At 53.6% G+C, this 24,897-nt stretch carries 21 protein-coding genes; 2 read left to right on the forward strand and 19 right to left on the reverse strand.

From position 1 onward, the window contains the following. Nucleotides 1-51 precede the first annotated feature (51 nt). The 5 genes from KGP16_RS19575 to guaB all read right to left on the reverse strand — a co-directional run bounded on the left by KGP16_RS19575 (nt 52) and on the right by guaB (nt 6,086). Nucleotides 52-1,494: a glucosyltransferase domain-containing protein gene (locus KGP16_RS19575; RefSeq protein ID WP_218519031.1), complete on the reverse strand. Its 1,443-nt coding sequence runs from the start codon at nt 1,492-1,494 to the stop codon at nt 52-54. 13 nt (nt 1,495-1,507) lie between these two features. Next, nucleotides 1,508-2,419: a glycosyltransferase family 2 protein gene (locus tag KGP16_RS19580; protein ID WP_059201516.1), complete on the reverse strand. Its 912-nt coding sequence runs from the start codon at nt 2,417-2,419 to the stop codon at nt 1,508-1,510. Continuing rightward, a complete protein-coding gene (locus tag KGP16_RS19585) occupies nt 2,416-2,814 on the reverse strand; it encodes a GtrA family protein (protein WP_301178828.1) in 399 nt (132 codons plus the stop codon). The genes KGP16_RS19580 and KGP16_RS19585 overlap by 4 nt, the downstream gene beginning before the upstream one ends. Nucleotides 2,815-2,940: 126 nt before the next feature. Then, a complete protein-coding gene (gene guaA, locus KGP16_RS19590) occupies nt 2,941-4,518 on the reverse strand; it encodes a glutamine-hydrolyzing GMP synthase (protein ID WP_021178837.1) in 1,578 nt (525 codons plus the stop codon). Between the two features lie 104 nt (nt 4,519-4,622). Next, on the reverse strand, nt 4,623-6,086 hold the full coding sequence (gene guaB, locus KGP16_RS19595) for an IMP dehydrogenase (protein ID WP_137751186.1): 1,464 nt from the start codon (nt 6,084-6,086) through the stop codon (nt 4,623-4,625). 169 nt (nt 6,087-6,255) lie between these two features. Here guaB and xseA point away from each other — a divergent pair, with 169 nt between their 5' ends. Beyond that, a complete protein-coding gene (xseA, locus tag KGP16_RS19600) occupies nt 6,256-7,632 on the forward strand; it encodes an exodeoxyribonuclease VII large subunit (RefSeq protein WP_021178839.1) in 1,377 nt (458 codons plus the stop codon). 101 nt (nt 7,633-7,733) lie between these two features. Here the strand turns inward: xseA and KGP16_RS19605 are convergent, their stop codons facing one another. Then, nucleotides 7,734-10,097, reverse strand: a complete 2,364-nt coding sequence (locus KGP16_RS19605; protein WP_223500223.1) for a glycoside hydrolase family 31 protein — start codon at nt 10,095-10,097, stop codon at nt 7,734-7,736. A gap of 11 nt (nt 10,098-10,108) precedes the next feature. Continuing rightward, nucleotides 10,109-11,416, reverse strand: a complete 1,308-nt coding sequence (locus tag KGP16_RS19610) for an MFS transporter (RefSeq protein ID WP_021807180.1) — start codon at nt 11,414-11,416, stop codon at nt 10,109-10,111. 349 nt (nt 11,417-11,765) lie between these two features. Between KGP16_RS19610 and KGP16_RS19615 the strand changes: the two genes are divergently transcribed. Continuing rightward, entirely contained in the window at nt 11,766-12,848 is a 1,083-nt protein-coding gene (locus KGP16_RS19615; RefSeq protein WP_059201522.1) for a LacI family DNA-binding transcriptional regulator, read from the forward strand. Nucleotides 12,849-12,850: 2 nt separating this feature from the next. Here KGP16_RS19615 and KGP16_RS19620 read toward each other — a convergent pair whose 3' ends face one another. From KGP16_RS19620 to sseB, 12 genes are all read right to left on the reverse strand, one after another. Then, entirely contained in the window at nt 12,851-13,075 is a 225-nt protein-coding gene (locus tag KGP16_RS19620) for a zinc ribbon domain-containing protein (protein ID WP_021178843.1), read from the reverse strand. A 13-nt stretch (nt 13,076-13,088) separates the two neighbouring features. After that, entirely contained in the window at nt 13,089-14,045 is a 957-nt protein-coding gene (locus KGP16_RS19625) for an AEC family transporter (protein WP_071683910.1), read from the reverse strand. A 104-nt stretch (nt 14,046-14,149) separates the two neighbouring features. Beyond that, nucleotides 14,150-15,637, reverse strand: coding sequence for a ribosome biogenesis GTPase Der (der, locus tag KGP16_RS19630; RefSeq protein ID WP_021178845.1), 1,488 nt, complete (start codon nt 15,635-15,637; stop codon nt 14,150-14,152). Between the two features lie 157 nt (nt 15,638-15,794). Next, on the reverse strand, nt 15,795-16,976 hold the full coding sequence (bamB, locus tag KGP16_RS19635; protein WP_094982789.1) for an outer membrane protein assembly factor BamB: 1,182 nt from the start codon (nt 16,974-16,976) through the stop codon (nt 15,795-15,797). Nucleotides 16,977-16,987: 11 nt separating this feature from the next. Then, complete coding sequence (locus tag KGP16_RS19640) at nt 16,988-17,608, reverse strand: YfgM family protein (RefSeq protein WP_021807185.1); 621 nt, start codon at nt 17,606-17,608, stop codon at nt 16,988-16,990. A gap of 13 nt (nt 17,609-17,621) precedes the next feature. Continuing rightward, complete coding sequence (gene hisS / locus KGP16_RS19645) at nt 17,622-18,896, reverse strand: histidine--tRNA ligase (RefSeq protein ID WP_223500224.1); 1,275 nt, start codon at nt 18,894-18,896, stop codon at nt 17,622-17,624. A gap of 121 nt (nt 18,897-19,017) precedes the next feature. After that, nucleotides 19,018-20,139 (reverse strand): flavodoxin-dependent (E)-4-hydroxy-3-methylbut-2-enyl-diphosphate synthase, encoded by a 1,122-nt coding sequence (gene ispG / locus KGP16_RS19650; RefSeq protein WP_021178849.1) that lies wholly within the window; start codon nt 20,137-20,139, stop codon nt 19,018-19,020. Between the two features lie 47 nt (nt 20,140-20,186). Next, nucleotides 20,187-21,167 carry a cytoskeleton protein RodZ gene (gene rodZ, locus KGP16_RS19655; protein WP_094982790.1) on the reverse strand — a complete coding sequence of 327 codons (981 nt, stop codon included), beginning with the start codon at nt 21,165-21,167 and terminating at the stop codon, nt 20,187-20,189. Further along, the gene (gene pilW, locus KGP16_RS19660; protein ID WP_021807187.1) at nt 21,157-21,906 is read right to left on the reverse strand and encodes a type IV pilus biogenesis/stability protein PilW; all 750 of its coding nucleotides are present in this window, start codon (nt 21,904-21,906) and stop codon (nt 21,157-21,159) included. Before pilW ends, rodZ begins: the two co-directional genes overlap by 11 nt. A 98-nt stretch (nt 21,907-22,004) precedes the next feature. Continuing rightward, complete coding sequence (locus tag KGP16_RS19665; RefSeq protein WP_223500226.1) at nt 22,005-23,192, reverse strand: bifunctional tRNA (adenosine(37)-C2)-methyltransferase TrmG/ribosomal RNA large subunit methyltransferase RlmN; 1,188 nt, start codon at nt 23,190-23,192, stop codon at nt 22,005-22,007. A gap of 208 nt (nt 23,193-23,400) precedes the next feature. Continuing rightward, nucleotides 23,401-23,826 (reverse strand): nucleoside-diphosphate kinase, encoded by a 426-nt coding sequence (ndk, locus tag KGP16_RS19670; protein WP_004952077.1) that lies wholly within the window; start codon nt 23,824-23,826, stop codon nt 23,401-23,403. Nucleotides 23,827-24,006: 180 nt separating this feature from the next. Beyond that, nucleotides 24,007-24,843 (reverse strand): enhanced serine sensitivity protein SseB, encoded by an 837-nt coding sequence (gene sseB / locus KGP16_RS19675; RefSeq protein WP_021807188.1) that lies wholly within the window; start codon nt 24,841-24,843, stop codon nt 24,007-24,009. Between the last annotated feature and the right edge of the window lie 54 nt (nt 24,844-24,897).

Genomic DNA, 24,897 nt, shown 5'->3' on the forward strand with positions numbered 1-24,897 from the left:
ATAAACCAAATTCATAGGCTCAGTTAAAAATTATTGAGCCAATATAAGTAGTTAATGTTTAGTGGTTCCCAATGTGACTATGGCCTCATTACCAGAAACGTATAACGAATAGTCCTTATTAGAGGATACCGGCTTAATGCCTTTTTCTCTCATCCCTGCAAGTCTATCCATATTGGCTTGCTCATCAACGTAACCATGCAGCGTTTGCGTTAATCCCTTATTAATCAACTGGAAAGACGCTATAAACTCAGAGGCCGGGCTAAGAAAATGGCCAATCAGCGGCTTGTTTTCCATGATTAACTTGGTTCTTTCGTTAATGTTCACTTGCCCAGTAGTGCCGATAGTCTCTATGTTTGGGTAGCTCAGCATTTCTCTGGCAATCATGTCAAAAACAAAGTCTTCATATTCACGCTGTGACTTTATGGCGCTACTTAGCTGAGCACTAAATGCAAACACGGTGATTAGCGGGACGAGCGATAGATATTTTAATTTAGGCGAAAAATACATAATCGGAATGGCAATAATAACCAGTAGAACCGAAAATGAAACCAAAGTCCTAGGGAATACAGGAGCATCTTGCAGAAGGACTGTTGGCCCCATTAGAGACACCAAGAAAATAAAGCATGACAGCAAAGCGTATATCATGAATGAAATTATTTTCTTGGCATGTGCATAGTTGCTGACCATCATGAATACCAAAGCAACCACTACAGGCACCAGGAAATAGATATAAACAGGGCCGTAAAAATACGACAAAACCAGCTCTTTTAATCCCTTTATCGTGCTTAACAGTTTTTCAGCCCCCTCAGCATTCGGCAAAATAATGTCCGAACGAGAGTTGTTTCTTACAGCAAAAAACAGCATGTACACAAGATAAAAACAAACAAATGTCACTGCCTTGTTTATTATTAATTTTATGGAATGAGCTATTGTAGATTCACTTTTAACTGCAATAATCATCATATCAATGGCAAGCAGGCCGATGAAAATATTCATGCATGGTTGATAGAGGGTTAGCGATAACACGCCCGCTATTATTTTTATTGAGCCTTCACGAATTATGCTGTCGTTCCTATAGGTATAGGCTAACACGGCAAGAAACAAGGCAATTACCATACCCAAAGAGTCGTATCTATAGGCAATATTTTGTAATAGATAAGGATTGAATATCAAAAGTGCCGCTACAAGTTTGGCATGCGGAACATCCATTTTAACCAAATGTTTGAAAAGCAAGAAGGAAGCGGCACCTATAAACAGACAAGATGCAATCATTGTATAGGGAAACAGGTCAAGATTATAGCGCCCACTCGCCGATAGGATTTTCATCAGAATATCCGCAATTGGCCGCCCTAAGCCACGCCATCCATATTGACCTGTAATCGCTCGGTCTAAGTCATCCCTGTAAAACACCCCAGCTTGAATAAGAGGATATATAAACAGCAGAGCCAAGCCTGAATACAAGGCCAATGTTTTTTTATCGTCTTTGCAGATCATCTGATTTCCCATCTCACTTTTTAACTATGTAACGCGGCCTGCGTTTTGTTTCTACGTAAATCCGTCCTACATATTCACCTAGGACACCTATTCCTATTAGCTGCACACCTCCAAGGAAGAGGATAGAAACGATAATAGAGGAATAGCCCGGCACCGGATTGCCCCAAATTAATTTATCCAGAATCATCCATGCACCATAAATGAAGGATAAAGTGGCAACGAAAAAACCGATATATGCCCATACCCGTAGCGGAAAGGTCGAAAAACTGGTGATACCTTCTATCGCCAGATTCCACAGTTTCCAGCCATTGAATTTACTTGAACCAGCAACTCGTTGGGCTCTTGAATACTCGACGATGTCAACCTTTCCGCCCACCCAGCTTAATATCCCTTTCATAAACAGGTTTCTTTCGGGAAGTAATTTGATGTTATCCACGACTTCTCGAGACATAAGCCTAAAATCGCCGACATTTTCTTCTATGGCCGGTTTGCTTATTTTGTTGTGAATGCGATAAAACCACTCTGCAGTTTTACGCTTCATTCTTCCATCACTCTGTCTATCTATACGTTTAGCTAAAACAACTTCCGCACCATTTTCCCATTTATTTAACAATAACGGGATAACATCTATTGGATCTTGAAGATCTACGTCGATAGGAATGATGACATCACCCGAAGATGCCTCCAAACCAGCAAATAAGGCAGGCTCTTTGCCAAAATTACGCGTGAAATTTATAACTTTTATTTTCTCATCAGCTAGCGACAAGGCTGATATTATGTTCTCTGTTTTATCAGAACTCCCATCGTTTACAAACACGATTTCTATATCTTTGTCTGCGAACTCTTTATATTCACGAACGGACTTATAGAAGAGAGGAATTGCTTCTTCTTCATTAAATACAGGAACTACCAACGATATTTTCATTTATCATCCTTGAATACAACTAGTTTAGAATAAATGAAGCCACAAATGAGACTTACTGCAGAAAAGGTAATCAGTGTGACTATTGGGTTAGCCTTTACTTCGTCTGCGATCCAACCTACGCAAAATGCCATGCCCCCCATAAACAGCACATACGCCATGTAGCGGACAGTAGTCGCTTCTTTTTTAAAGGTCCATCTGGCGTTTGCAAAGAACGAGAAGGTCACCGCGATGCAAAAGGCAACAACGTTGGATATTGATTGGGAAAAACCACTAAAAAACATGAGCGCAAACACAGCCCAATGAACAAAGGTGTTCAGCACACCTACAGATGCATAACGTAAAAAAATATTCAATGCGAAAAAATTCTTAAAAGTTAGTTTGCCGTATTCTGCCACCACATCATGCCGATGGCAAAACTTTCGAGGCTAACACAATGAATGCTCACTGAAAAAGAAAAATCCCCTGTAAAACAGAGGATTTTCATTCTATTCACGCTATCGAGTGAGGCTGATATTAACTTATCATTCCCATTCAATCGTCGCCGGTGGCTTCCCGCTGATATCATAAACCACACGGGAAATGCCGTTGACTTCGTTGATGATACGGTTGGAAACACGGCCCAGGAAATCGTACGGCAAGTGTGCCCAATGCGCGGTCATAAAGTCGATGGTTTCTACCGCACGCAGAGAGACAACCCAATCGTATTTACGGCCATCGCCCATCACGCCAACGGAACGCACCGGCAGGAATACGGTGAATGCCTGGCTGACCTTGTTGTACAGATCGGCTTTGTGCAGCTCTTCGATGAAGATCGCATCGGCACGGCGCAGCAGATCGCAGTATTCTTTCTTCACTTCGCCCAATACGCGCACGCCCAGACCTGGCCCTGGGAACGGGTGGCGGTACAGCATGTCGTACGGCAGGCCCAGCTCCAGACCAATCTTGCGCACTTCGTCTTTGAACAGCTCTTTCAGCGGTTCCACCAGGCCCAGCTTCATCTCTTTCGGCAGGCCACCGACGTTGTGGTGCGATTTGATCACGTGCGCTTTGCCGGTAGCGGAAGCGGCAGACTCGATCACATCCGGGTAGATGGTGCCCTGAGCCAGCCACTTCACGGCGCTCTGCTTGCAGGCTTCTTCGTCGAATACTTCGACAAAGACGCGGCCAATGATCTTACGCTTGGCTTCAGGCTCATCCACACCCGCCAGCGCGCTCAAGAAACGGTTCTCTGCCGCCACGTGCACGATGTTCAGACCGAAGTGGTCACCGAACATTTCCAACACTTGGTCAGCTTCGTTCAGGCGCAGCAGGCCGTTATCTACGAATACGCAGGTCAGGCGCTTGCCAATGGCACGGTGCAGCAGCATGGCGGTAACGGATGAATCCACGCCGCCAGACAGGCCGAGGATCACGTGATCTTCGCCGACCTGCTCACGAATACGCGCAACGGCATCTTCGATAATGGTGGCAGGCGTCCACAGCGCTTCACAACCACAGATATCCAGTACGAAACGCTCCAGGATGCGCTGGCCCTGACGGGTATGGGTGACTTCCGGGTGGAACTGTACGCCGTAGAAGCGTTTTTCCTCGTTGGCCATAATGGCAAACGGGCAGGTATCGGTGCTGGCAACGGTGACGAAATCTGACGGGATAGCGGTAACTTTATCGCCGTGGCTCATCCATACGTCTAATACCGGTTTGCCTGCCGGGCTGATCGCATCTTCGATATCGCGGATCAGGGCGCTTGATTGGGTGATTTCCACCTGCGCATAACCGAACTCACGCTCGGTTGACCCCTGTACATGGCCGCCCAGTTGCATCGCCATGGTCTGCATGCCATAGCACACGCCCAATACCGGTACGCCGGCGGTGAAGACATATTCTGGCGCACGCGGGCTGTTCAGTTCGGTGGTGCTTTCCGGGCCACCGGAGAGAATGATGCCGCTTGGATTGAACTCGCGGATCTGCTCTTCGCTGACGTCCCAGGCCCACAGCTCACAGTAAACGCCAATCTCACGCACGCGGCGAGCAACCAACTGGGTGTATTGTGAACCGAAATCCAGGATCAGGATGCGATGCTTATGAATATTTTTTGTCATGTGAGGCAAATTCCAGCAACAGAGAAAAAGAGCAAAAAGGGTATTTGGGATGAGAGGTTGCCCCCTCATCCCTGCCCCTCTCCCGCAGGAGAGAGGTTAAAGCATTAGCCCATGCGGTAGTTTGGTGATTCTTTGGTGATGGTCACGTCATGCACATGGCTTTCTTGAATACCGGCACCGCTGATGCGCACAAACTCGGCTTTGGTACGCAGTTCGTCGATGGTCGCACAGCCGGTCAGGCCCATGCAGGAACGCAGACCGCCCATCTGCTGATGTACAATCGCCTTCAGCATGCCTTTGTAGGCCACACGGCCTTCGATACCTTCCGGCACCAGTTTATCAGCGGCGTTATCGGTCTGGAAGTAACGGTCGGAGGAACCTTTGGACATGGCGCCCAGAGAACCCATCCCACGGTAAGATTTGAACGAACGGCCCTGATACAGCTCGATTTCGCCCGGAGATTCTTCCGTACCCGCCAGCATTGAGCCAACCATAACGCAAGACGCACCGGCAGCAATCGCTTTGGCGATATCGCCAGAGAAGCGGATACCACCGTCAGCAATAACTGGGATACCCGTCCCTTCCAGCGCTTCGACCGCATCGGCGATAGCGGTGATCTGCGGAACACCCACGCCGGTTACGATACGCGTCGTACAGATAGAGCCAGGACCGATACCGACTTTCACCGCGCTCACGCCGGCTTCCATCAGGGCTTTGGCACCAGCCCCAGTTGCGACGTTGCCGCCAAGGATTTGCAGGTCTGGGTATTTGGCACGGGTTTCACGGATGCGCTGTAACACACCTTCGGAATGGCCGTGTGAAGAGTCGATGAGCAGTACGTCAACACCGGCAGCGACCAGCGCATCAACACGCTCTTCGTTACCGGCACCGGCCCCCACCGCAGCGCCTACGCGCAGACGGCCATGCTCATCTTTACAGGCGTTAGGTTTACGCTCTGCTTTTTGGAAGTCTTTAACGGTGATCATGCCCAGCAGGTGGAAGCTGTCGTCCACCACCAGCGCTTTTTCAACGCGTTTTTCGTGCATTTTTTGCAGCACGACTTCACGCGCTTCGCCTTCCTTGACGGTGACCAGACGCTCTTTTGGCGTCATCACTGCGGTGACAGGCTGAGTCAGATCGGTGACGAAGCGCACGTCACGGCCGGTAATGATCCCCACCAGTTCGTTTTCTTCGGTGACAACCGGGTAACCGGCAAAGCCGTTACGCGCGGTTAACTCTTTCACTTCAGCCAGCGTGGTGGAAGGTGTGACGGACTGTGGGTCCGTGACCACGCCGCTTTCATGTTTTTTCACCCGGCGAACTTCTTCCGCCTGGCGCTCAATGGACATGTTTTTGTGAATGAAGCCCAGACCGCCTTCCTGCGCTAGCGCAATGGCCAGGTTGGATTCGGTTACGGTATCCATGGCTGCGGACAGCATAGGGATATTCAGGCGGATGGATTTGGTCAGTTGGGTGCCAAGATCTGCGGTATTAGGCAGAACTGTGGAGTGGGCTGGAACCAGGAGAACGTCATCAAACGTTAGAGCTTCTTTTACAATACGTAGCATGGGCAATATCTCACCAAGGTGGATGCGGAAAAGATAAAATATTGCCGTGGCATTATACAGAGCGTAATCGGTTGCCTCCAGCACTTTCTTACAAAAACTCTTGATTACCTTTCGCCGAGCTGTAATATCGACCAATTAAGTGCTTGTTTTGAAATTTGATCTGGGTCACATGTCACTACCTACTTCACCGTCCATTTTTACCGTAAGCCGCCTCAATCAGACGGTTCGACAGCTGCTGGAAATGGAAATGGGGCAGATTTGGCTCTCCGCCGAGATCTCCAACTTCTCCCAGCCCTCCTCCGGCCACTGGTATTTCACGCTGAAAGATGACCGTGCCCAGGTGCGTTGTGCGATGTTCCGCAACAGCAACCGGCGCACTACCTTTCGCCCGCAAAATGGCCAGCAGGTTCTGGTGCGGGCCAGTATCACCCTGTATGAACCACGCGGTGATTACCAACTGATCGCCGAAAGCATGCAGCCTGCCGGTGACGGCCTGCTGCAACAGCAATTCGAGCAGTTGAAACAGCGCCTGGCAGCCGAAGGTCTGTTTGATCAACAGTTCAAGCAACCATTGCCAAGCCCGGCCAAATGCGTTGGGGTGATCACCTCCGCCAGCGGCGCGGCACTGCACGATATTTTACAGGTGTTACAGCGGCGCGATCCTTCACTGCCGATCGTGATTTACCCCACGTCCGTGCAAGGGGCAGAAGCTCCGTTGCAGATCGTTCGCGCGATCGAAACCGCCAACCGCCGTGATGAGTGTGATGTGCTGATCGTCGGGCGCGGCGGTGGCTCGTTAGAAGATTTATGGAGTTTTAACGACGAACGCGTCGCGAAGGCAATTTTTGCCAGCCGTATCCCGATCGTCAGCGCCGTCGGCCATGAAACTGACGTCACCATTGCCGACTTTGTTGCCGACCTGCGGGCACCTACCCCTTCCGCTGCGGCGGAGTTGGTCAGCCGTAATCAGCTTGAGCTGTTGCGCCAATTGCAGTCACAGCAACAGCGGCTGGAAATGGCGATGGACTATTATCTGGCGCAGCGCCAGCAGCAGTTCACCCGCATCAACCACCGTTTGCAACAACAGCATCCGCACCTGAGGCTGGCGCGGCAGCAAACGCTGTTATTCAAGCTACAGCGCCGTTTGGAAGATGGGATGCAGCAGCAATTACGGCTATCTTCTCGCCGCAGTGAACGCGTACAGCAGCGCCTGGCGCAGGTCCAGCCGATGGGCCGCATCCACCGCTTGCAGCAGCGTGTTCAGCAGCAGGAATACCGTTTGCAACAGGGGATGGAGCGGCAACTTAATGGTTATCGCCAACGCTTTGGCGTCGCCTGTAGTCAGTTGGAGGCGGTTAGCCCGCTGGCAACCTTGGCTCGCGGCTATAGCGTAACGCAGACACCACAGGGTGAGTTACTGAAAACCACCAAGCAGGCACAGGTTGGGGAAATGCTGAAAACCCGCCTGCAGGATGGCTGGGTGGAGAGCGAAGTCAAAACCGTCACCGTGGCGAAAAAGCCGCGTAAGAAACGCGTGGTGGAATAGCCGTTAGTGGCAGAGCCGATCGACTGCTTCTTTTTTAGGCCAAACTTCATCCTGTTTGATAGCATCCCAACCCTCAGTAGAGGGTTGGGATGTGGCATCAGTCACAGCACATAGCTATCACAACAAACCCCATTCACCCATAGTTCGCGAGTCTCACCTGCTGGCAACACAATGTTCAGCGCCTGCCACGTCGGTTTGAAATGCCCCTCGTGGCTGAAGGTCAGCTCGATGCGCTGATTGTCACTCACTGCCTCCCAGCGGAGCCACAGCGCATTATTCTGCTGCCAGCCATGGCTTTCCCCGTCGTCTTCAAATAGCAGGCCTGAGGACCATCCGCAGCCCTTGGTGGGGAACAGTCGCAGTTCACGGCGATCGTCTGCCGCATTGTCTACATGCCCCAACCGTTGTGACATCGGGAGCCCGGCCCCAGCGCGCACCAGCAACGGCAAGCGCTCCAGCGGTGCCTCCAGCACTATGCTCTGGCCACCGCTGTACCATTGGCCGCTATAGAAGCAGTACCAACCATCGACGTTATCCGGCAGGTAGACTTCACGCTGGCGCTGCCCCTGATCCACCACGCTGGCCACCAGCAGGTCGCGGCCAATCAGGAAATCATCGGTCTCACCGAAGGTGCGTTCATCGTGCTCATGATCGAGGAAGGTTGGCCGCAGCATCGGCTCATCATCATGGCTTGCCTGCCACAGCAGCGTGTAGAAGTACGGCATCAGCCGATAACGCAGGTTGATAGCATCACGGATCATCGGCGTTGCCGCCGGGTACATCCAGGGTTCATTGACGGTAGCATCATCATTCCAGGAATGGATGGTAAAGCGCGGGTGCATGACCCCGTTTTGTACCCAACGTACCAACAGTTCCGCGTCCGGTTTATCGCCGGAGAAACCGCCCACATCGTGCCCAACGTTAAACAACCCGGACAAGCTCATCCCCACCCCCATACGGGTGTTGTAGCGCAAGGTTTGCCAACTGGTGCGGTTGTCCCCACTCCAGGTTTGCACATAGCGCTGCATACCGGCGCAGCCGGAACGCGAAATCAAATAAGGCCGCAGGTTCGGTGCAAAGCGCTGCTGTGCTTCAAGCGAGGCTCGCATCATCAGCAGCGGCATCACCGGGCGAATATGCTTGATGGCGATTGGCTTGCCGAAGCCATGGCAGCGCGCTTCTCCATCCCACACTTCATACTCGTTGTTGTCATTCCAGGTGGAATCAATCCCCATTTCCAGCAGTTGCCCTGTCACCCCTTGCTGCCACCAGCGAACCGCCGCTGGGTTGGTGAAGTCGAGGTGCGAACCTTCGTCATCCCAGAAGCTGGAACGTTCTGGAGCGTCGCTTTGCGAATCGCGGATAAACAAGCCAAGTTCTGCCACCTGTTGATATTTGGGATGGTCCTGCAACAGGCAGGGTTTGATATTCGCCGCCAGCTTCAACCCAGCATCGTGAAAGGCTTGGCTAAGCTGTTTAGGCTGCGGCACCTTGTCGTAGTTCCAGTTGAAGACGTAGCGTTTGTTATTGATCGAGGTATAGCCGGAAGAGAGCTGGAACGAATCGCACGGGATGGCGTGCTGGCGGCACAGCTGGATAAACTGCTGCAACTGCTGCTGGGCATCCGGCGCGTCGGTGTAGTGCATCGTCGAGCCGCTGTACCCCAGGCTCCACTTCGGCCCAAAATGGGTTTTACCGGTCAGGCGCACGAAGGCTTTGGTGACGTCGAGCACCTTTGGCCCCAGGAACAGATAGTAATCCAGATCGCCCGCCTCGGCCTGATAGCGACGATAGGCCAGGTGATAGTTGTCGATCTCATTACCCAGATCCAGCCAGCAGTTGCTCAGGTTGTCATAAAACAGACCAAAGCTGACCTCTTCCCGACGCGTGATGGTAAAAGGGATATGCTTGTAGAGCGGATCGGTACTGGCGGCGTTGTAGCCCATCGCGTCCAGGTTACGCATTTCAAAGCGGCGGCCTGTACGTTCCAGATCGCCCGCCTTTTCACCCAGGCCATAATAACGTTCGCCCTTGTGACGGCGCTGATAATGCGCCACGCCGTCACCGTGCGCATTGAGCAGATAGGCACTGGTTGGGCGATCCGCTGCCAGTGGTAGCCATTCCCCCGCCGCGTTGCAATATTCCCATTCCAGCCAGAGCGGCTGATGTATCGTCACGCGTAGCTGCGGGGTCGCTACCGTCAAACTGTCTGCCTGCTGGTTAAGTTGATAGCCCGGCAGGCTAAAACCGGCGACGCTGAGGCGATCGCGTCCTTCCCAAGGCACATCCTCCTGCGGGGCGATACTCCAGGTACGATCCAGCGCCAGCTCACCGTGGCGTTTGATCAGCACGCGGAACAGATTGCTTTCCAGCACGTAGAGGCAGAACAGGTGTTGCTCGTCCACCAGCAGTTCAACACGGTCCGCGTATTGCCCCGCCAGCGTCCAGTTTTTTAACGTTTTCATAATGATCCAACTTAAGCAGTAGGTGAAGGTTTTTTGCCGCGCTCGGCGATCAAACCGATCAGGAACATCGCACCGATCAGATCGAAGAAGCCCATGGCGACGAAGAGCGGGTTGAAGCCGACGGTGTCGGAAACGGCACCAATCAACAGCGTAAACAGGAAACTGGCGATCCAGGCGCTGGAGCCGCGCATACCGTTCACCGTCGCCATCTGGTTTTTATCGAAGGATTCCACTACCAGCGCGCTCAACATGCAGGAGATCACCTGGTGGCCAAAGCCACCAATGGAGATCAGCGCGATTGCGATGTAGGGATCTTTGGTGATCGCGACAAACGCCAGCGATACCATCATGAAGGCTCCGGTCACCGAGCTGGCCACTACCGAGTTCACCCGTGAACAGCCGAACCATTTGCGATACAGCGTAGTGAGATAACCACTGGCGACGCTGCCGATATCCGCCGCCAGGAAAGGCAGCCAGGCAAACATGGCAATCTGTTTGAGATCCATGCCACGCTCGGTGGCCAGGTACAGCGGCACCCAGAAGCTAAACACCGCCCAAGCCGGTTCAGCCAGAAACGCTGGGATGGCGATGCCGTAGAATTTTTTGTTTTTGCACAGGATCGCCAACGATTTAAAGAACGGCAGCTTCGGCAGTACCGGTTCATTATCCTCGTTGATCAGATCAAACTCCTTTTGGCTCAGGTTCGGGTGCTGCTGCGGCGAGTGGTAAAATACCCACCACAGCACCACCCAGATCAGCGCCAGAGCACCGGAGAACAGGAAGGCTCCCTGCCAGCCGAAGGACACATGGGCAATCACAATGATCGGCGGAGCCAACATCGCACCGATCGAGAAGCCAACCCCTGCCCAGCCTGCGGCTATTGGCCGTTCTTTTTTCGGGAACCAGTCAGAAATCGCTTTGGCGTTAGCCGGGGTAGCCGCCGCTTCAGCTGCCCCCATGAAGAAACGTAAGATCGCCAGTTGCAACCAGCTGCCCGCACCAGCATGCATCATGCACACTACCGCCCAGATGCTGGCACAAACCAGGAACCCCATCTTCAGACCAATGACGTCTATCAGCCACCCGCAGATCGGTTGGAACAGGGTATAGGCCAGTTGGAAGGACGCCACCACCCAAGAATATTGCTCGGTGGTCATGTTGAGGCTGGTTTTCAGCTCAGGGGCCAAAATACCCAGCGAGTTACGGGTTATGTAGTTAACCGTGACGCCCAGCAGGAACAGGGCCAACATCCACCAGCGCAACGATTTGAATTTGCGGCGGCTGCTGGCAACTACCGTTTGATTGATTTCTACACTCATCTTGATCTCCGTGGCGACCATACGCCTTTTTGGTAGGGCAACTCTTACTAACGGAGGTGTTAACAGCGTTATTTGTGACACCGGCCACAAATACAACGTCAATGCTGCGACAACCCTATGATTTAATGTTGTTTTACTTGTATTCCAGCCGGTAAATTGGACTGATAAATCTATAAAATTGGTGTACCAATGGAGACTAACCAGCGGAGAGTGCGAGTGAAATGGCGATTTTTGCAAAAATTCTCATGCGTTAGTTAAAATTTCGCCGTTATAGCCATAAAAAGCCGTATAAAAGGCAGATATAGGCCGTGAAAAAATTTCCACGACCGAATTTGAAGGAGATCACAAAATGAACGGAAAGCTGAAAGTACAGGAAATTGCGCGCCAAACCGGGCTTTCGATCAGCACCGTTTCACGCGTGTTGGCCGGGAAATCCAACACCAGCGCCGAGGCGCGGCAACGAGTGCTGGCCTGTGCGCAACAAAACGGTATCTTGCAGGGGCTTTCCAACGGCAGGCTGATGTTGAACAACGTAATGGTATTTGCCCCGCAACGCGCCTTTGATGTCCGCACCGATATTTTCTACTACAAGGTGATCCAGGGGATCACCAGCGCACTGGCGCAACATGATGTGAGGATCCGCTACTGCGGGTTGGAGGAACAACACAGCGACAGCGTACTGTTTTTGGAAAAGATGAGCGATCCGTTAACCGAAGCCGTGCTGATCATCGGCATTGATGACGAGCATATCCATACGCTGGCCGCCGATCTGAACAAGCCCTGCATTCTGATTAACTGCACCGATCGCCAGATGCGGCTAGACAGCGTCTCCCCAGACCATCAACTGATTGGGGAGTATTCCGCCAACTATCTGTTGCAACAGGGCCACAGCCGTATCCTCAATCTGCAATGTCTACGGCGTAATACCATGGAGCTGCGGCTGGCGGGGATCAAACAGGCCTATATGCGGCACAATATTCCCTTCGATGATCGCCAACATCTGGTCACCACTTCCGGGTTCGGCAGCGAAGAAGCCGAGCAGGCCATCACGGCCTTTATCAACGGCGTTACCGATCGGGCGCAATTGCCGACGGCGATCTTGGCAGGGGGTGACTATATGGCGGTAGGTGCGGTTAATGCGCTAAAGAAGATGCATATCAACGTGCCGGGGCATATTTCGGTGATGAGTACGGATGGTTTTAATCTGGCAGAAATTCACGACGTGCCGCTCACCTCGGTTCACGTTCCTCGTGATGAGCTGGGTGCAGAGGCCATCGCTCTATTGCAACGCCGTATGCTGCGCCCGGATGCGCCACCCAGCAATATGCTGTTGCACGGGCGCTTGGCGGTGCGGGCCTCGGTAAAACGCCTCAGCCAAAACAAGGTGTCGCCAGCGGTCAGCACGCACGACCACCGGCTCTATGATGTATGAGGTCATTCCACCGGTTGATAGCTGAACTTCACCCTTTTTTTGGAGATCAGCCCGTGGCCATGTTGGCAGAGATAATCCACGGCGCCGCAGGCTTTCAGTTCTTGCAACAGTTGCCCGCAGTCGGGGCATTCGGCAAGCTGCCGGTAATCGCTGTTGCAGTCGTCACAATGATAGTGGCCATTCACCCAGCTCATCGGCTGAGCACAAACCGGACATAAGGCGTCCATCTTTCCTCCTGATTTAAATCACGCCCCACGAGCGCAAGAAAGAGATCCCCAACGCGGTGGTAAAGAAGGATCCCACGGTGGTGATCGCAATAATATTGGCGGCCAACGTCGCGTTGCCCCCCATGGCGCGCGTCATCACATAGCTGCCGGAGGCGGTCGGCGTCGCCGAGAACATAAAAATAATGCCGAGCGTAGCGCCCTCGAAACCGCAAAGCCAACCCCCAAACGTCATCAACACCGGTACCAAAAACAGTTTAGCCGACGACGACAACGCAGCGACGTTGGAAGAACGGAACATTGCCCGCAGATCGAGGCTGGCCCCGGTACACAACAAAGCCAGCGGTAATGACAGGCCTGAGATATAGCTGCCGGTCTGCTTGAGCACGGGCGCAATCCCCAGCCCGGTCTGAGCATAGGCCAGACCGCTTAACAGCCCGAGGATCAGCGGATTGGTCACGATACTGCGCAGCAATGACAGATGTTTGATCTTCTGCCCGTTGCCGCCTTGCAGGCTGCGCGTCAGGGTGATAACCGATAGCACGTTAAACAGGATCACCGTCACGGTCAGATACAGCGAGGCAATCGCGACGCCCTCATCGCCGTAAGCGGTCATTGCATAAGCCAGGCCGACAATCGCGGTATTCGCCCGGAATCCCCCCTGCACGAACACGCCACGCTCGCGTGGATCTTTCACCAGCCACTTGGCTGCGAACTCCAGCAGCAGGAAGGTCACAATCGTCCCTACCGCACCGTAGATCACCAGAGCAAAATTATCGCGCAGTTGCGGGTGGTTGGTGGCGATGCTGAAGAACAACAGGCAGGGCAGCGCCAGATTAAACACCAGCTTGGTGGCCCCATCGATAAAGCGATCGTCCATCAGCCGCCAGTGGCGCAGCAGGATCCCCAGCAGCATCATCAATAAGTTGGGTACGGTGACGCTAAAGGCAAAACTCCAGGTTTCCCAGGACATGAGCTTCCTTTGCAAGGCCGGTGTAGAAGTGAGATTGGCAGATAATAGAACGGTTTAAGCAGGATAAAAATAGGGCGCGGTATCAATTCCACGCCCTACGAGGGTTATTTTGACTTCTTCAGGTGGCTCATCAAGCGCTTGCGCTTGCGCATCTGGTTTGGCGTCAAGGTATTGCGCTTGCCCGCAAACGGGTTCTCACCCTCTTTAAACTGGATGCGGATCGGCGTCCCCATCACCTTGAGTGAACGACGGAAGTAGTTCATCAGGTAACGTTTGTAGGAATCGGCCAGATCGGATACCTGATTACCGTGGATCACCACGATAGGCGGGTTATAACCCCCTGCGTGCGCGTATTTCAGCTTCACGCGGCGGCCACGCACCAACGGCGGCTGGTGGTCTTCGGCAGCCATCTGCATGATCTTGGTAAGCATCGAGGTGTTTACGCGGCGAGTCGCACACTCATAGGCTTCGTTGACAGATTCGAACAGGTTACCCACACCGCTGCCGTGCAGCGCAGAGATAAAGTGCACACGCGCAAAATCGACAAAGCCCAAACGCAGATCGAGCATCTCTTTCACGTGATCGCGATCTTCCTCACTCATGCCGTCCCACTTGTTGACCGCAATCACCAGTGAGCGCCCACTATTGAGGATAAAGCCCAGCAGCGACAGATCCTGATCGGAAATGCCTTCGCGGGCGTCGATCACCAACAACACGACGTTGGCATCTTCGATCGCCTGCAGCGTTTTGATCACCGAGAATTTCTCAACGGTTTCGGTAACCTTGCCACGCTTGCGCACCCCGGCGGTGTCGATAAGCACATATTCACGCTCGTCACGCACCATCGGAATGTAAATGCTGTCGCGAGTCGTGCCAGGCATGTCAAACACGACCACACGCTCTTCGCCGAGAATACGGTTAGTGAGCGTCGACTTACCTACGTTAGGGCGGCCAACGATCGCCAGCTTGATCGGCAGATCCTGCGGGTTGAAGTCCTCTTCCGGATCTTCATATTCACCCTCTTCCAGCTCACCGCTCTGCTCGGCCCAATAGGCGGCATTGGCTTCTTCTTCGGTCAGCTCGACTTCTTCCGGTTTTGCCGGTATGAACGGCACCAGCACGTGCTCGATCAGCTGTGTGACGCCACGGCCATGGGAAGCGGCAATCGCATAGACGTCGCCCAGGCCCAAGGAATAGAAATCTGCCGTCGCGGTGTCCGGATCCATGCCATCGGTTTTGTTGGCAACCAGGAACGTCGCCTTCTGGCGATTACGCAGGTGCTGGGCAATCCCCTGATCGGCAGGCATCAGCCCGGCACGGGCATCGACCATAAACAGGACGATATCGGCCTCTTCGATCGCCAGCAGCGACTGACCGGCCATACGCGTTTCAACGCCATCTTCCGTCCCGTCAATACCTCCGGTATCGACGATAATAAATTCGTTGCCCTCAACTTCAGCACGACCATATTTGCGGTCTCGCGTTAGCCCGGGGAAATCCGCCACCAGCGCATCGCGCGTCTGTGTTAAACGGTTAAACAAGGTGGATTTACCGACATTCGGGCGCCCGACCAGCGCAACGACAGGTATCATGTTGAAGCCTCATTACTTAATAATCAATGCGTTACTATGCAGCGCAATAGACAGCAGCGGCATAGCTTAAAAATACGAAACGGCCCCTGACGTCAGGAGCCGTTATCCCATGAATCTTACAGGCTGCACAGCCTGCGATTGATTGGGGTTACAACTGTTAGCGAGTGAAGGCGTAAACCTTGCCGCCACGCGCCTGGATCAGCAGTTTGTCACCGGCCACAATTGGCGCGGACAGGAAGCCGGAGCTATCCACTTTTTGCTGAGCCACAAAACGGCCATCGGTGGTATTGATCCAGTGCAGATAACCTTCGGCATCGCCAACGACCAGGTAGCCGTTATACAGCACTGGTGCAGTCAGGTTACGGTGCAGCAGATCGCTCTGGCGCCACAGGTTAACGCCACCTTCGGTATTCATTGCCACTACACGGTCATTCTGATCGACCACATAGATACGGCCTGCATCGACGATAAAGTCGTTCACCGAGCCCATATCACGTTTCCACATGATTTGGCCGGAGCGCAGATCCAGCGCCGCCATGTTGCCATTGTAACCCAAGGCATAGACCACGTTGTCAATAATCACCGGCGTGGTATCTACGTCATTCAGGCGGTCGATCTCGGTCGCACCGCTTGGCTGGGAAATACGCTGCTGCCAGATCAACTGGCCCTGCTGCATCAACACTGCGCTGACGCGACCATTGTCACCGCCAACTACCGCGGCACCAAAGGCCGTTGCCGGAGCAGACTCACCACGCAGTGACAGTGAAGGGATATCCAGGTTGACCGTCCACTTGATGGCACCATCAGACTCGTTCAACGCTTGCAGCTGACCGTTGGTGGTATGGATCAGCACCAGCCCCTCGGCGACCACAGGACGGGAAATCGCTTCACCCGCAACCTTGGTTTGCCACGCGACTGTGCCGTCTTCGGTATTCAGCGCATACACCACCGCTTTCTCACTGCCAACGTACACGTTGGAGCCAGACACCGTCAGGCCGCCAGACAGCAGCGCAGGCAGGTTGCTGGAGAAGAAGCCGGTTTTCTCGGAGAGATCGGCCTTCCATTTTTCTTTACCGTCGGCCAGGTCCATCGCTTTCACCGTACCGCGACGATCGGCAGCATAAACCGTGCTGTCCTGATAAGCCGGGCGCAGGTGAGAGTAGTACTCACCAATACCATCACCGACCGACGTGCTCCACGCTTTGTTCGGCGTGAACTGATTTTCAACCGTTGGCAGCGGCGACATGGTAACCACGTCTTCTTCGCCACTAAACAACGAGCAGCCACTCAGCAAAGTCACGGAAACCAGTCCGACCAAGAGTGTTTTACGCAATTGCATGGGAATTCCCCTTAGCTGGACAAGTTATTCAATTTCATGCGCATTACTGCCGCAAGCGCCTGAGAAGCATTGGATTCGATGCCTTTGCTGTAAGCTTCACGCGCACCTTTACTGTCGCCTTTGGCCAACAGCACGTCGCCGCGTACGTCTTGCATCATGGCCATCCAACCTTCGCCTTTCACGCCATCCAGCGTTTTCAGCGCTTCATCCAGCTTTTTCTCTTGCATCTGAACACGAGCCAGACGCAGATTTACCAACGCCAGCAGGTTTTCATCTTTGGCATGGCTCTGTGCCACCACCAGTTGCTGTTCTGCCTTGGCAAAATCACCTTGTTGTGCAAAGTGTTTAGCCAAATCCAGAGCCGCGAACACGCCGTAGCTGTTGTCGTTCGCCTGGATAAACTTCTCTGCCGCGGCCACGTCTTCGGCTTTACCCGATGCCAAGGCAACGTCAACCTGTTGATACGACTGTGAGGCAGCCATCATGCTGGAGGTCTGATTGCTCTGCCAGTAGCGCCAACCAACCAGGGCACCAATACCGAGCACCACACCCACAACCAAAGCTTTACCGTTTTCGGCAAAAAAGTTGCGCACGGCGTCAAGCTGTTCGTTTTCAGTGGTATAGACTTCCACGGTGTCCTTCTCCTTAACCTAACATCAAAGCCAGACGCGCAGCGACTTCGCTTTGCGCCAGCGTTTCTTGTTCACCACTGCGCAGGTCTTTAACCACCACCTGCTGTGCTGCGACTTCGTTCTCACCCAGGATCAGGGCGATACGCGCGCCCCACTTGTCCGCACGGGTGATCTGCTTTTTAAAGTTGCCGCCGCCATAGTTGGTCATCAATTTAATCTGCGGCGCAGCATCACGAACCTGCTCTGCCAGCAACATGGCCGCACTCTGGGTACCCGTACCGCTCGATATGACGTATACGTCGATGGTGGCCGGTGCCTTGAAGTCCGGATTAACCGCCTGAACCAGCAGTACCAAACGCTCCAGCCCCATGGCAAAACCCACGCCAGGGGTAGCGCGCCCACCCAGTTGCTCAACCAGGCCGTCGTAACGGCCACCGGCACACACGGTGCCCTGAGCGCCCAGGCTGGTGGTGACCCACTCAAACACCGTGCGATTGTAATAATCCAGGCCGCGCACCAGGCGCTCGTTAACGGTATATGGGATACCGGCCTGAGCTAAAAGTTCACACAGCCCGGCAAAGTGGGCTTTGGACTCTTCATCCAGATAGTCGGAAAGACGCGGCGCATCGTTAAGCAGGGTTTGCACTTCTGGATTTTTAGAATCCAGCACGCGCAATGGGTTGCTGTACATGCGGCGTTTGCAGTCTTCGTCGAGTTTTTCCTGATGCTGTTCCAGGAAAGCCACCAGAGCATCACGGTAGTTGGCGCGAGCTTCCAGTGAACCAATGGAGTTCAGTTCCAGATTGACGTGTTCGGCAATACCCAGCGCTTTCCACCAGCGGGCGGTCAGCAGGATCAGCTCGGCGTCAATATCCGGACCTTGCAGCCCAAATACCTCTGCCCCTAACTGATGGAACTGGCGGTAACGGCCTTTTTGTGGACGTTCGTAACGGAACATCGGGCCGATATACCACAGACGCTGTTCCTGATTGTACAGCAGACCATGTTCGATACCGGCGCGTACGCAGCCAGCCGTTCCTTCCGGGCGCAGCGTCAGGCTTTCGCCGTTGCGGTCCTCGAAGGTATACATTTCTTTTTCCACGACGTCGGTCACTTCACCGATGGCGCGCTTGAATAACGGGGTCTGCTCTACAATCGGCAACCGGATTTCGCTATAGCCATAGCCGCTCAGCACCTGCTTGAGTGTGCCTTCAATACGCTGCCACAGTGCCGTTTCTTCCGGCAGGTAATCGTTCATGCCGCGAATGGCTTGAATGTTTTTTGCCACGTGAGTTCTCTGTCCGTTTATATAAAATGGATCCGATTATAGGGACTTTGCCACCCGCTATTCAACGCAGATGCGCAATCCAGTCCTCGGATTATCAATCAGCGGGCCAATAGCCGCCGACTTATTCTTCAAGAAGATTGATCGAAATGCGCTTGGATCCGTCCATCATGGCCGCTTTGGCCCGGATCTTCGCTTCCAACTGGTCAATCATCTGTTCGTTATCAAAACGCTCTTTCTGGCGCACGCCGTCTTCGTAGAAGCCGCTCTTCTTGTGCCCACCGGTTACTCCAATGGTCGACACCAGGGCTTCGCCCGGCCCGTTCACCACGCAACCGATAATGGACACGTCCATCGGGGTGATGAGGTCTTCCAGGCGTTGTTCCAACGCATTGACGGTACCAATGACGTCAAACTCCTGACGTGAGCAGGTTGGGCAGGCAATGAAGTTGATGCCACGAGCGCGGATGCGCAAGGACTTCAGGATATCAAAGCCAACCTTCACTTCTTCAACCGGATCCGCCGCCAGCGAAATGCGCAGCGTATCGCCGATCCCTTCCGACAGCAGCATGCCCAGGCCAATGGCTGATTTCACCGAGCCACTGCGTGCTCCGCCCGCCTCGGTGATGCCAAGATGCAAGGGTTGGTCAATACGGGCAGCCAGCAGCCGGTAAGACTGTACGGCCAGGAACACGTCGGACGCTTTCACGCTCACCTTGAACTGGTCAAAGTTGAGACGATCCAGAATATCCACGTGACGCATGGCGGATTCCAGCAGCGCTTCCGGCGTAGGTTCACCGTACTTTTCCTGAATATCTTTTTCCAACGAGCCGCCGTTAACACCGATGCGGATCGGGATATTTTTGTCACGCGCACAATCAACCACTGAACGGATACGAGATTCGTTGCCAATGTTGCCTGGGTTGATACGCAGGCAGTCAACGCCGTATTCGGCAACCTGCAATGCAATGCGGTAATCGAAATGGATATCGGCCACCAGCGGTACGTTGACCTGCTGCTTGATCAGCCGAAACGCCTCGGCGGCGTCCATGGTGGGAACGGAAACGCGGACGATATCAACCCCCACGCGCTCCAGAGCCCGGATCTGATTAACCGTCGCTTCGACATCGGTGGTACGGGTGTTGGTCATCGATTGCACGGCAATCGGCGCTCCATCGCCTATAGGCACGTTACCGACGTAAATACGGGTGGATTTGCGACGGTTAATGGGAGCTTGGTTATGCATCAGTTACTCTCCACTGCTGCTCTGACTTAACGACAATAGCCGCGCAATTACTGCGCGGCAACGGTCAGACGAGCAACACGGTTTGACTTGACAAACCGGCTTAAATCGACCGGTTTACCCTGGAATTGGACCTGTACCGAAGCCGGTGCGCCAAGGGTCAGTTTAAACGGCGCCTTGCCAGCCAGATTCAGCCGGGAACCGCTTTTCTGGATGCCGCTGACCAAGGATTTACCCGTCGCGTCAACCACTTGCACCCAGCAGTCGCCGGAAAAATCCATCACCAGCCCGTTGGCATCAGCCTCCGAAGCACTGACGCCAGCAGCACCGGTAGGCAACTGAGCCTGGGCGGCTGGCGCGGTCGATGTCGCATCCGGGATAGTAGCCTGACTTGGTGCTACTACAGCAGGCTGTTGAGCCGCCTGAGGATCAAGCACGGCCGGGACCTGTTGAGTCGTAGCAGCGCTATTGGTTGACGGCGCAGGGCTGTTGTCTGGGACAACTGCCGATGCACCATTATCCACGTTGCCGTCGGTCAATGGCACTGGCTGGCCTTCACCATGCTGAGAAAGCTGTGCGGAAGATTGATCCGCCATGGTGGCGATCTCTTCCTGCTGAGCCTTGTGATTCTGCCACCACCAGGCACCGGTCAAACCCACGACCACAAACACAATCAGCCAGGTAAAGCTCATCAGCCAGCCATCACGCTTTTTACGGCGCTTACCCAAAGAGAAGCTCTGCATCTGAGCCACTTTGGCCGCTCTCACCGGTGCCTGTTTTTCCATCATCGGCAACAGTTCATCTTCTGGCAAATGCACCAGCTTGGCATAGGAACGGATATAACCACGCACGAACGTTGAAGCCAGATCGGCAGACATATTGTCGTCTTCAATGTCGCGCACGGTAGACATTTTTAGGCACAGGCGTTCAGCCACGGCCTGTTGACTCAGCCCGAGTTGTTCACGAGCCTGGCGCAGGCGTTGACCTGTTGTCATAGATACGGTTTTATCTTGGGAATCTTCAGTATTCATTAGCTAAGAACTGCTGGTACTGTTTGGATTGTGGAAAACTTCGCGCTAGCTGTTTGCCATAGCGTTGAACGCTATCCTGACGGCCCGCTAACGCGGCGAAACGAATCTGTAGCCATAGACTGTCGGCACTCGCCGGCAGAACATGTTGATAACTGTCCAATAAAAGTTGCGACTGCGCGCGCTTCCCTTCTCCAAATTGCTTTTCTGCTTCCACTAGCAGCGGAGCCCCCTTGTCCGGATCGATCTTCAGCGCTCGCGTTAATAACTTACGAGCTTCATCATTTTGACCGGCCTTGAGGAAACAGTAACCTGCGTTTTCCAGACTGTCGGCAACCTGGCCATATTCTGGCGCCAGTGCCGCAGCGCTAAACTGCTGTTGGGCCGGTACATACTGCCCTAAACTACAGAGAAACGCACCGTAATTATTCAATACGGTACCGTTACCCGGTGCAAGTTTAAGCGCTTGCTGATAACGCTGTTCAGCGGCGGCGTTATCGCCGATCCGCTGATTGTAGAGTGCCATGCCCAATTGGGTACGATAATCCTGTGGGGCCGCATCGACCGCTTTTTGCAGATTCTGCCTGGCTGCCGGTAGATCACCCTGGTTCAGATACTCCAGGCCCAGTTGTAACCGGGTCTGGCCTGCTGCCACCGCTGGCCCGTCGTTATCGGGTTGCGAGCTGGAACAGCCCGCCAGCAAACTGGCCGCCAATAATACACCCCACAGTTTCAGCTTCATGCTTGCACTCATTTCCTTATCCGATGTTACCCGATCGCCTGAAGGATTGCTGCTCACATAACAGGCTGTTAGATAACAAAAAAATCATGCTATAGGATTCAGACCGCTCGTACGTTGATAGGTTCCCCGGCCATTTTCTTTTTCAGGGTACGCTTGGTACGATCGATCACCTCTCCCGCCAACTGCCCACAGGCAGCATCGATGTCATCGCCACGGGTTTTACGAACAATAGTCGTAAAGCCGTATTCCATCAACACCTTGGAGAAACGGTCGACGCGGCTGTTGGAGCTGCGGCCATAAGGTGCCCCAAGGAACGGGTTCCATGGGATCAGGTTGATCTTGCACGGCGTATCTTTCAGCACTTCCGCCAGTTGGTGCGCATCGTCGGTGCTGTCGTTGATGTGATCCAGCATCACGTATTCAACGGTGACGCGCCCTTGATTGGCATTGGACTTTTCCAGATAACGGCGTACCGCCGCCAGGAAGGTTTCAATATTGTACTTGCGGTTGATCGGTACAATCTCGTCACGGATCTTGTCGTTAGGCGCATGCAGCGAAATGGCCAGGGCCACATCGATCATATCGCCCAATTTGTCCAGAGCGGGTACGACACCGGAGGTAGACAAGGTAACGCGGCGCTTGGACAGACCAAAACCAAAGTCATCCAGCATGATTTCCATCGCTGGCACCACGTTGGTCAGGTTAAGCAACGGCTCCCCCATGCCCATCATCACCACGTTGGTGATAGGACGTTGGCCGGTGACTTTGATGGCGCCCAGGATTTTAGCAGCACGCCATACCTGGCCAATGATTTCCGAGACGCGCAGGTTGCGGTTAAAGCCCTGCTGAGCCGTGGAACAGAATTTGCACTCCAATGCGCAGCCTACCTGTGAAGACACGCACAGGGTGGCGCGATCGCCATCTGGGATATAGACGGTTTCGACCTGTTGATCGCCCACCTTGATGGCCCACTTGATGGTGCCATCGGCCGAACGCTGCTCTTCTGCAACTTCCGGCGCACGGATTTCCGCCACGCGCTGTAATTTATTGCGCAGCACCTTGTTGATGTCGGTCATCTGCTCAAAATCGTCGCAGCAATAGTGATACATCCACTTCATCACCTGATCGGCGCGGAAAGGTTTTTCACCCATGTTGGCGAAAAATTCGCGCAATTGCTGACGGTTCAAATCCAGCAGGTTGATTTTGGCGGTAGCCGGTTGTTCCGTTTGCACGGTCAGGGAAGTATTTTCAGACAAGGTATGCTCGGGCGCGATGGGTTCTAACATAATGATCTCTTAGCCTCGTTATTACACGTTATGGCTTGAAGGAGTGAAAAGTAAGTGTGTCATCAAAAGACACGCCCCAGGCAAGATAGCTTCCCTAGGGCGCGGCATTGTACAAATTTTAGTAGCGGGTTTCTACGTCTGAACGGCTTTCACGGCATTTTTATTGTATCTGCCGGTAAATTGCCGGTCTCAGCAGACCCCACCACAATTAACGTGGGCAGATTTCGCTTTCGTTAAAGAAGTATGCGATTTCACGCTGGGCAGATTCTACTGCGTCTGAGCCGTGCACGGCGTTGGCAGTGAAGCTGTCTGCATAGTCAGCACGCAGGGTGCCGGCCAATGCGTTGTCAGGGTTGGTTGCGCCCATGATGTCACGGTTACGCTGTACGGCATTTTCCGCTTCCAGAACCTGTACCACGATCGGGCCAGAGGTCATGAACTCAACCAGACCGTCGAAGAAAGGACGGCCTTTGTGCTCGGCGTAGAAGCCTTCGGCTTGTTCGCGAGTCAGACGCAACATTTTAGATGCGATGATTTTGAAACCCGCGCGCTCGAAACGAGCATAGATAGCGCCGATGTCATTGTTAGCTACAGCGTTTGGCTTAATGATGGAAAAGGTACGTTCTACGGTCATGATGGCCTCTATTATGTCTTCCAAAACAGGCCGGGCGATAAGGTGAGGTGCCGGCCTTTCAAGTGGCGCAGATTATATGTGCGCTGTTAACGCTTGCCTACGGGAAAATCAACATTTCATTAAAAAAAAATTATCTTAATCCACCATAGTCAGCGACAAATGGGATCCTCGCCGGTGGCCTTACTGGGTTTTATCGGTCGATGGGATCATATTTCGCAGCCAACTGCCCCAGCGACGCTGATAGAAAGCCTGGGTATGGTTGATCAGATAATGGCTCACGCCCCGCGCATTCTCTTCTACCAGGCAAAAGTCGACTGGCTCATCGTTCGGCGCGGTTTCGCTGGCCACCATACCGGCTTCGCTGATCAGGGCTTCAATCTCTGCCGGATCGCCATCCACTTCCAGGCCCACCAGCAGGTTCGGCTTCTCGTCTACGGCACGATCGTGCATTAACGCCAGGAAAGCGCGGCGTACCGGTTTCCGCTGGCTGAACAAGGTCGTCAGCGCATCCACCATCGCCGCCGGATACTCTTCAGGCTGCCCCAGCAGTAGCTGAGTTTCGGTATCGATATAGCGCTCTGCCGGTTTCACTACGCCGCCGGTAGCCAACAGCATGGCGATCTCGGCTGGCAAGAATTCCTTGCCGTGGGTGCCTTTCGGGTTCAGGAACAGTTCGGCACCTTGGGTGATTTCAAACAGCACGCGAGCGGGCATGGCGATAAAGGGTTGCTCATCCTCCACTGCGTTTTGCAGCGCCTCCAGCGAGGTGAAGAAAGGCACCACGCTGCTGCCATCCTGCTTTTCCCAGTGCTGAATGTTCACCGGTGTCTCGGCATTCAGCGTAATTTCACCGTCGTGCGGCACCTGCTCGCTGTCACCCAGAATGTAGACCGTTGAATCCAGCAGTTCGCGGAAAAACGCCGGGCGGTATGCCGGTTCTGAGGCCGCCAGCCTCAGCAGGCGCTCAAGCTCGTTTTCGCCTGAAACGGCGTCATCATCATGATGGTGGGAACTCATTGCCGACTCCTCCAATGTATTAAGGGCCCAGCATGCTGAGCCCCTACGGAAAAA

Source organism: Serratia sp. JSRIV006 (assembly GCF_019968685.1).
In the GTDB taxonomy this organism is placed as follows: Bacteria; Pseudomonadota; Gammaproteobacteria; order Enterobacterales; family Enterobacteriaceae; genus Chania; species Chania fonticola_B.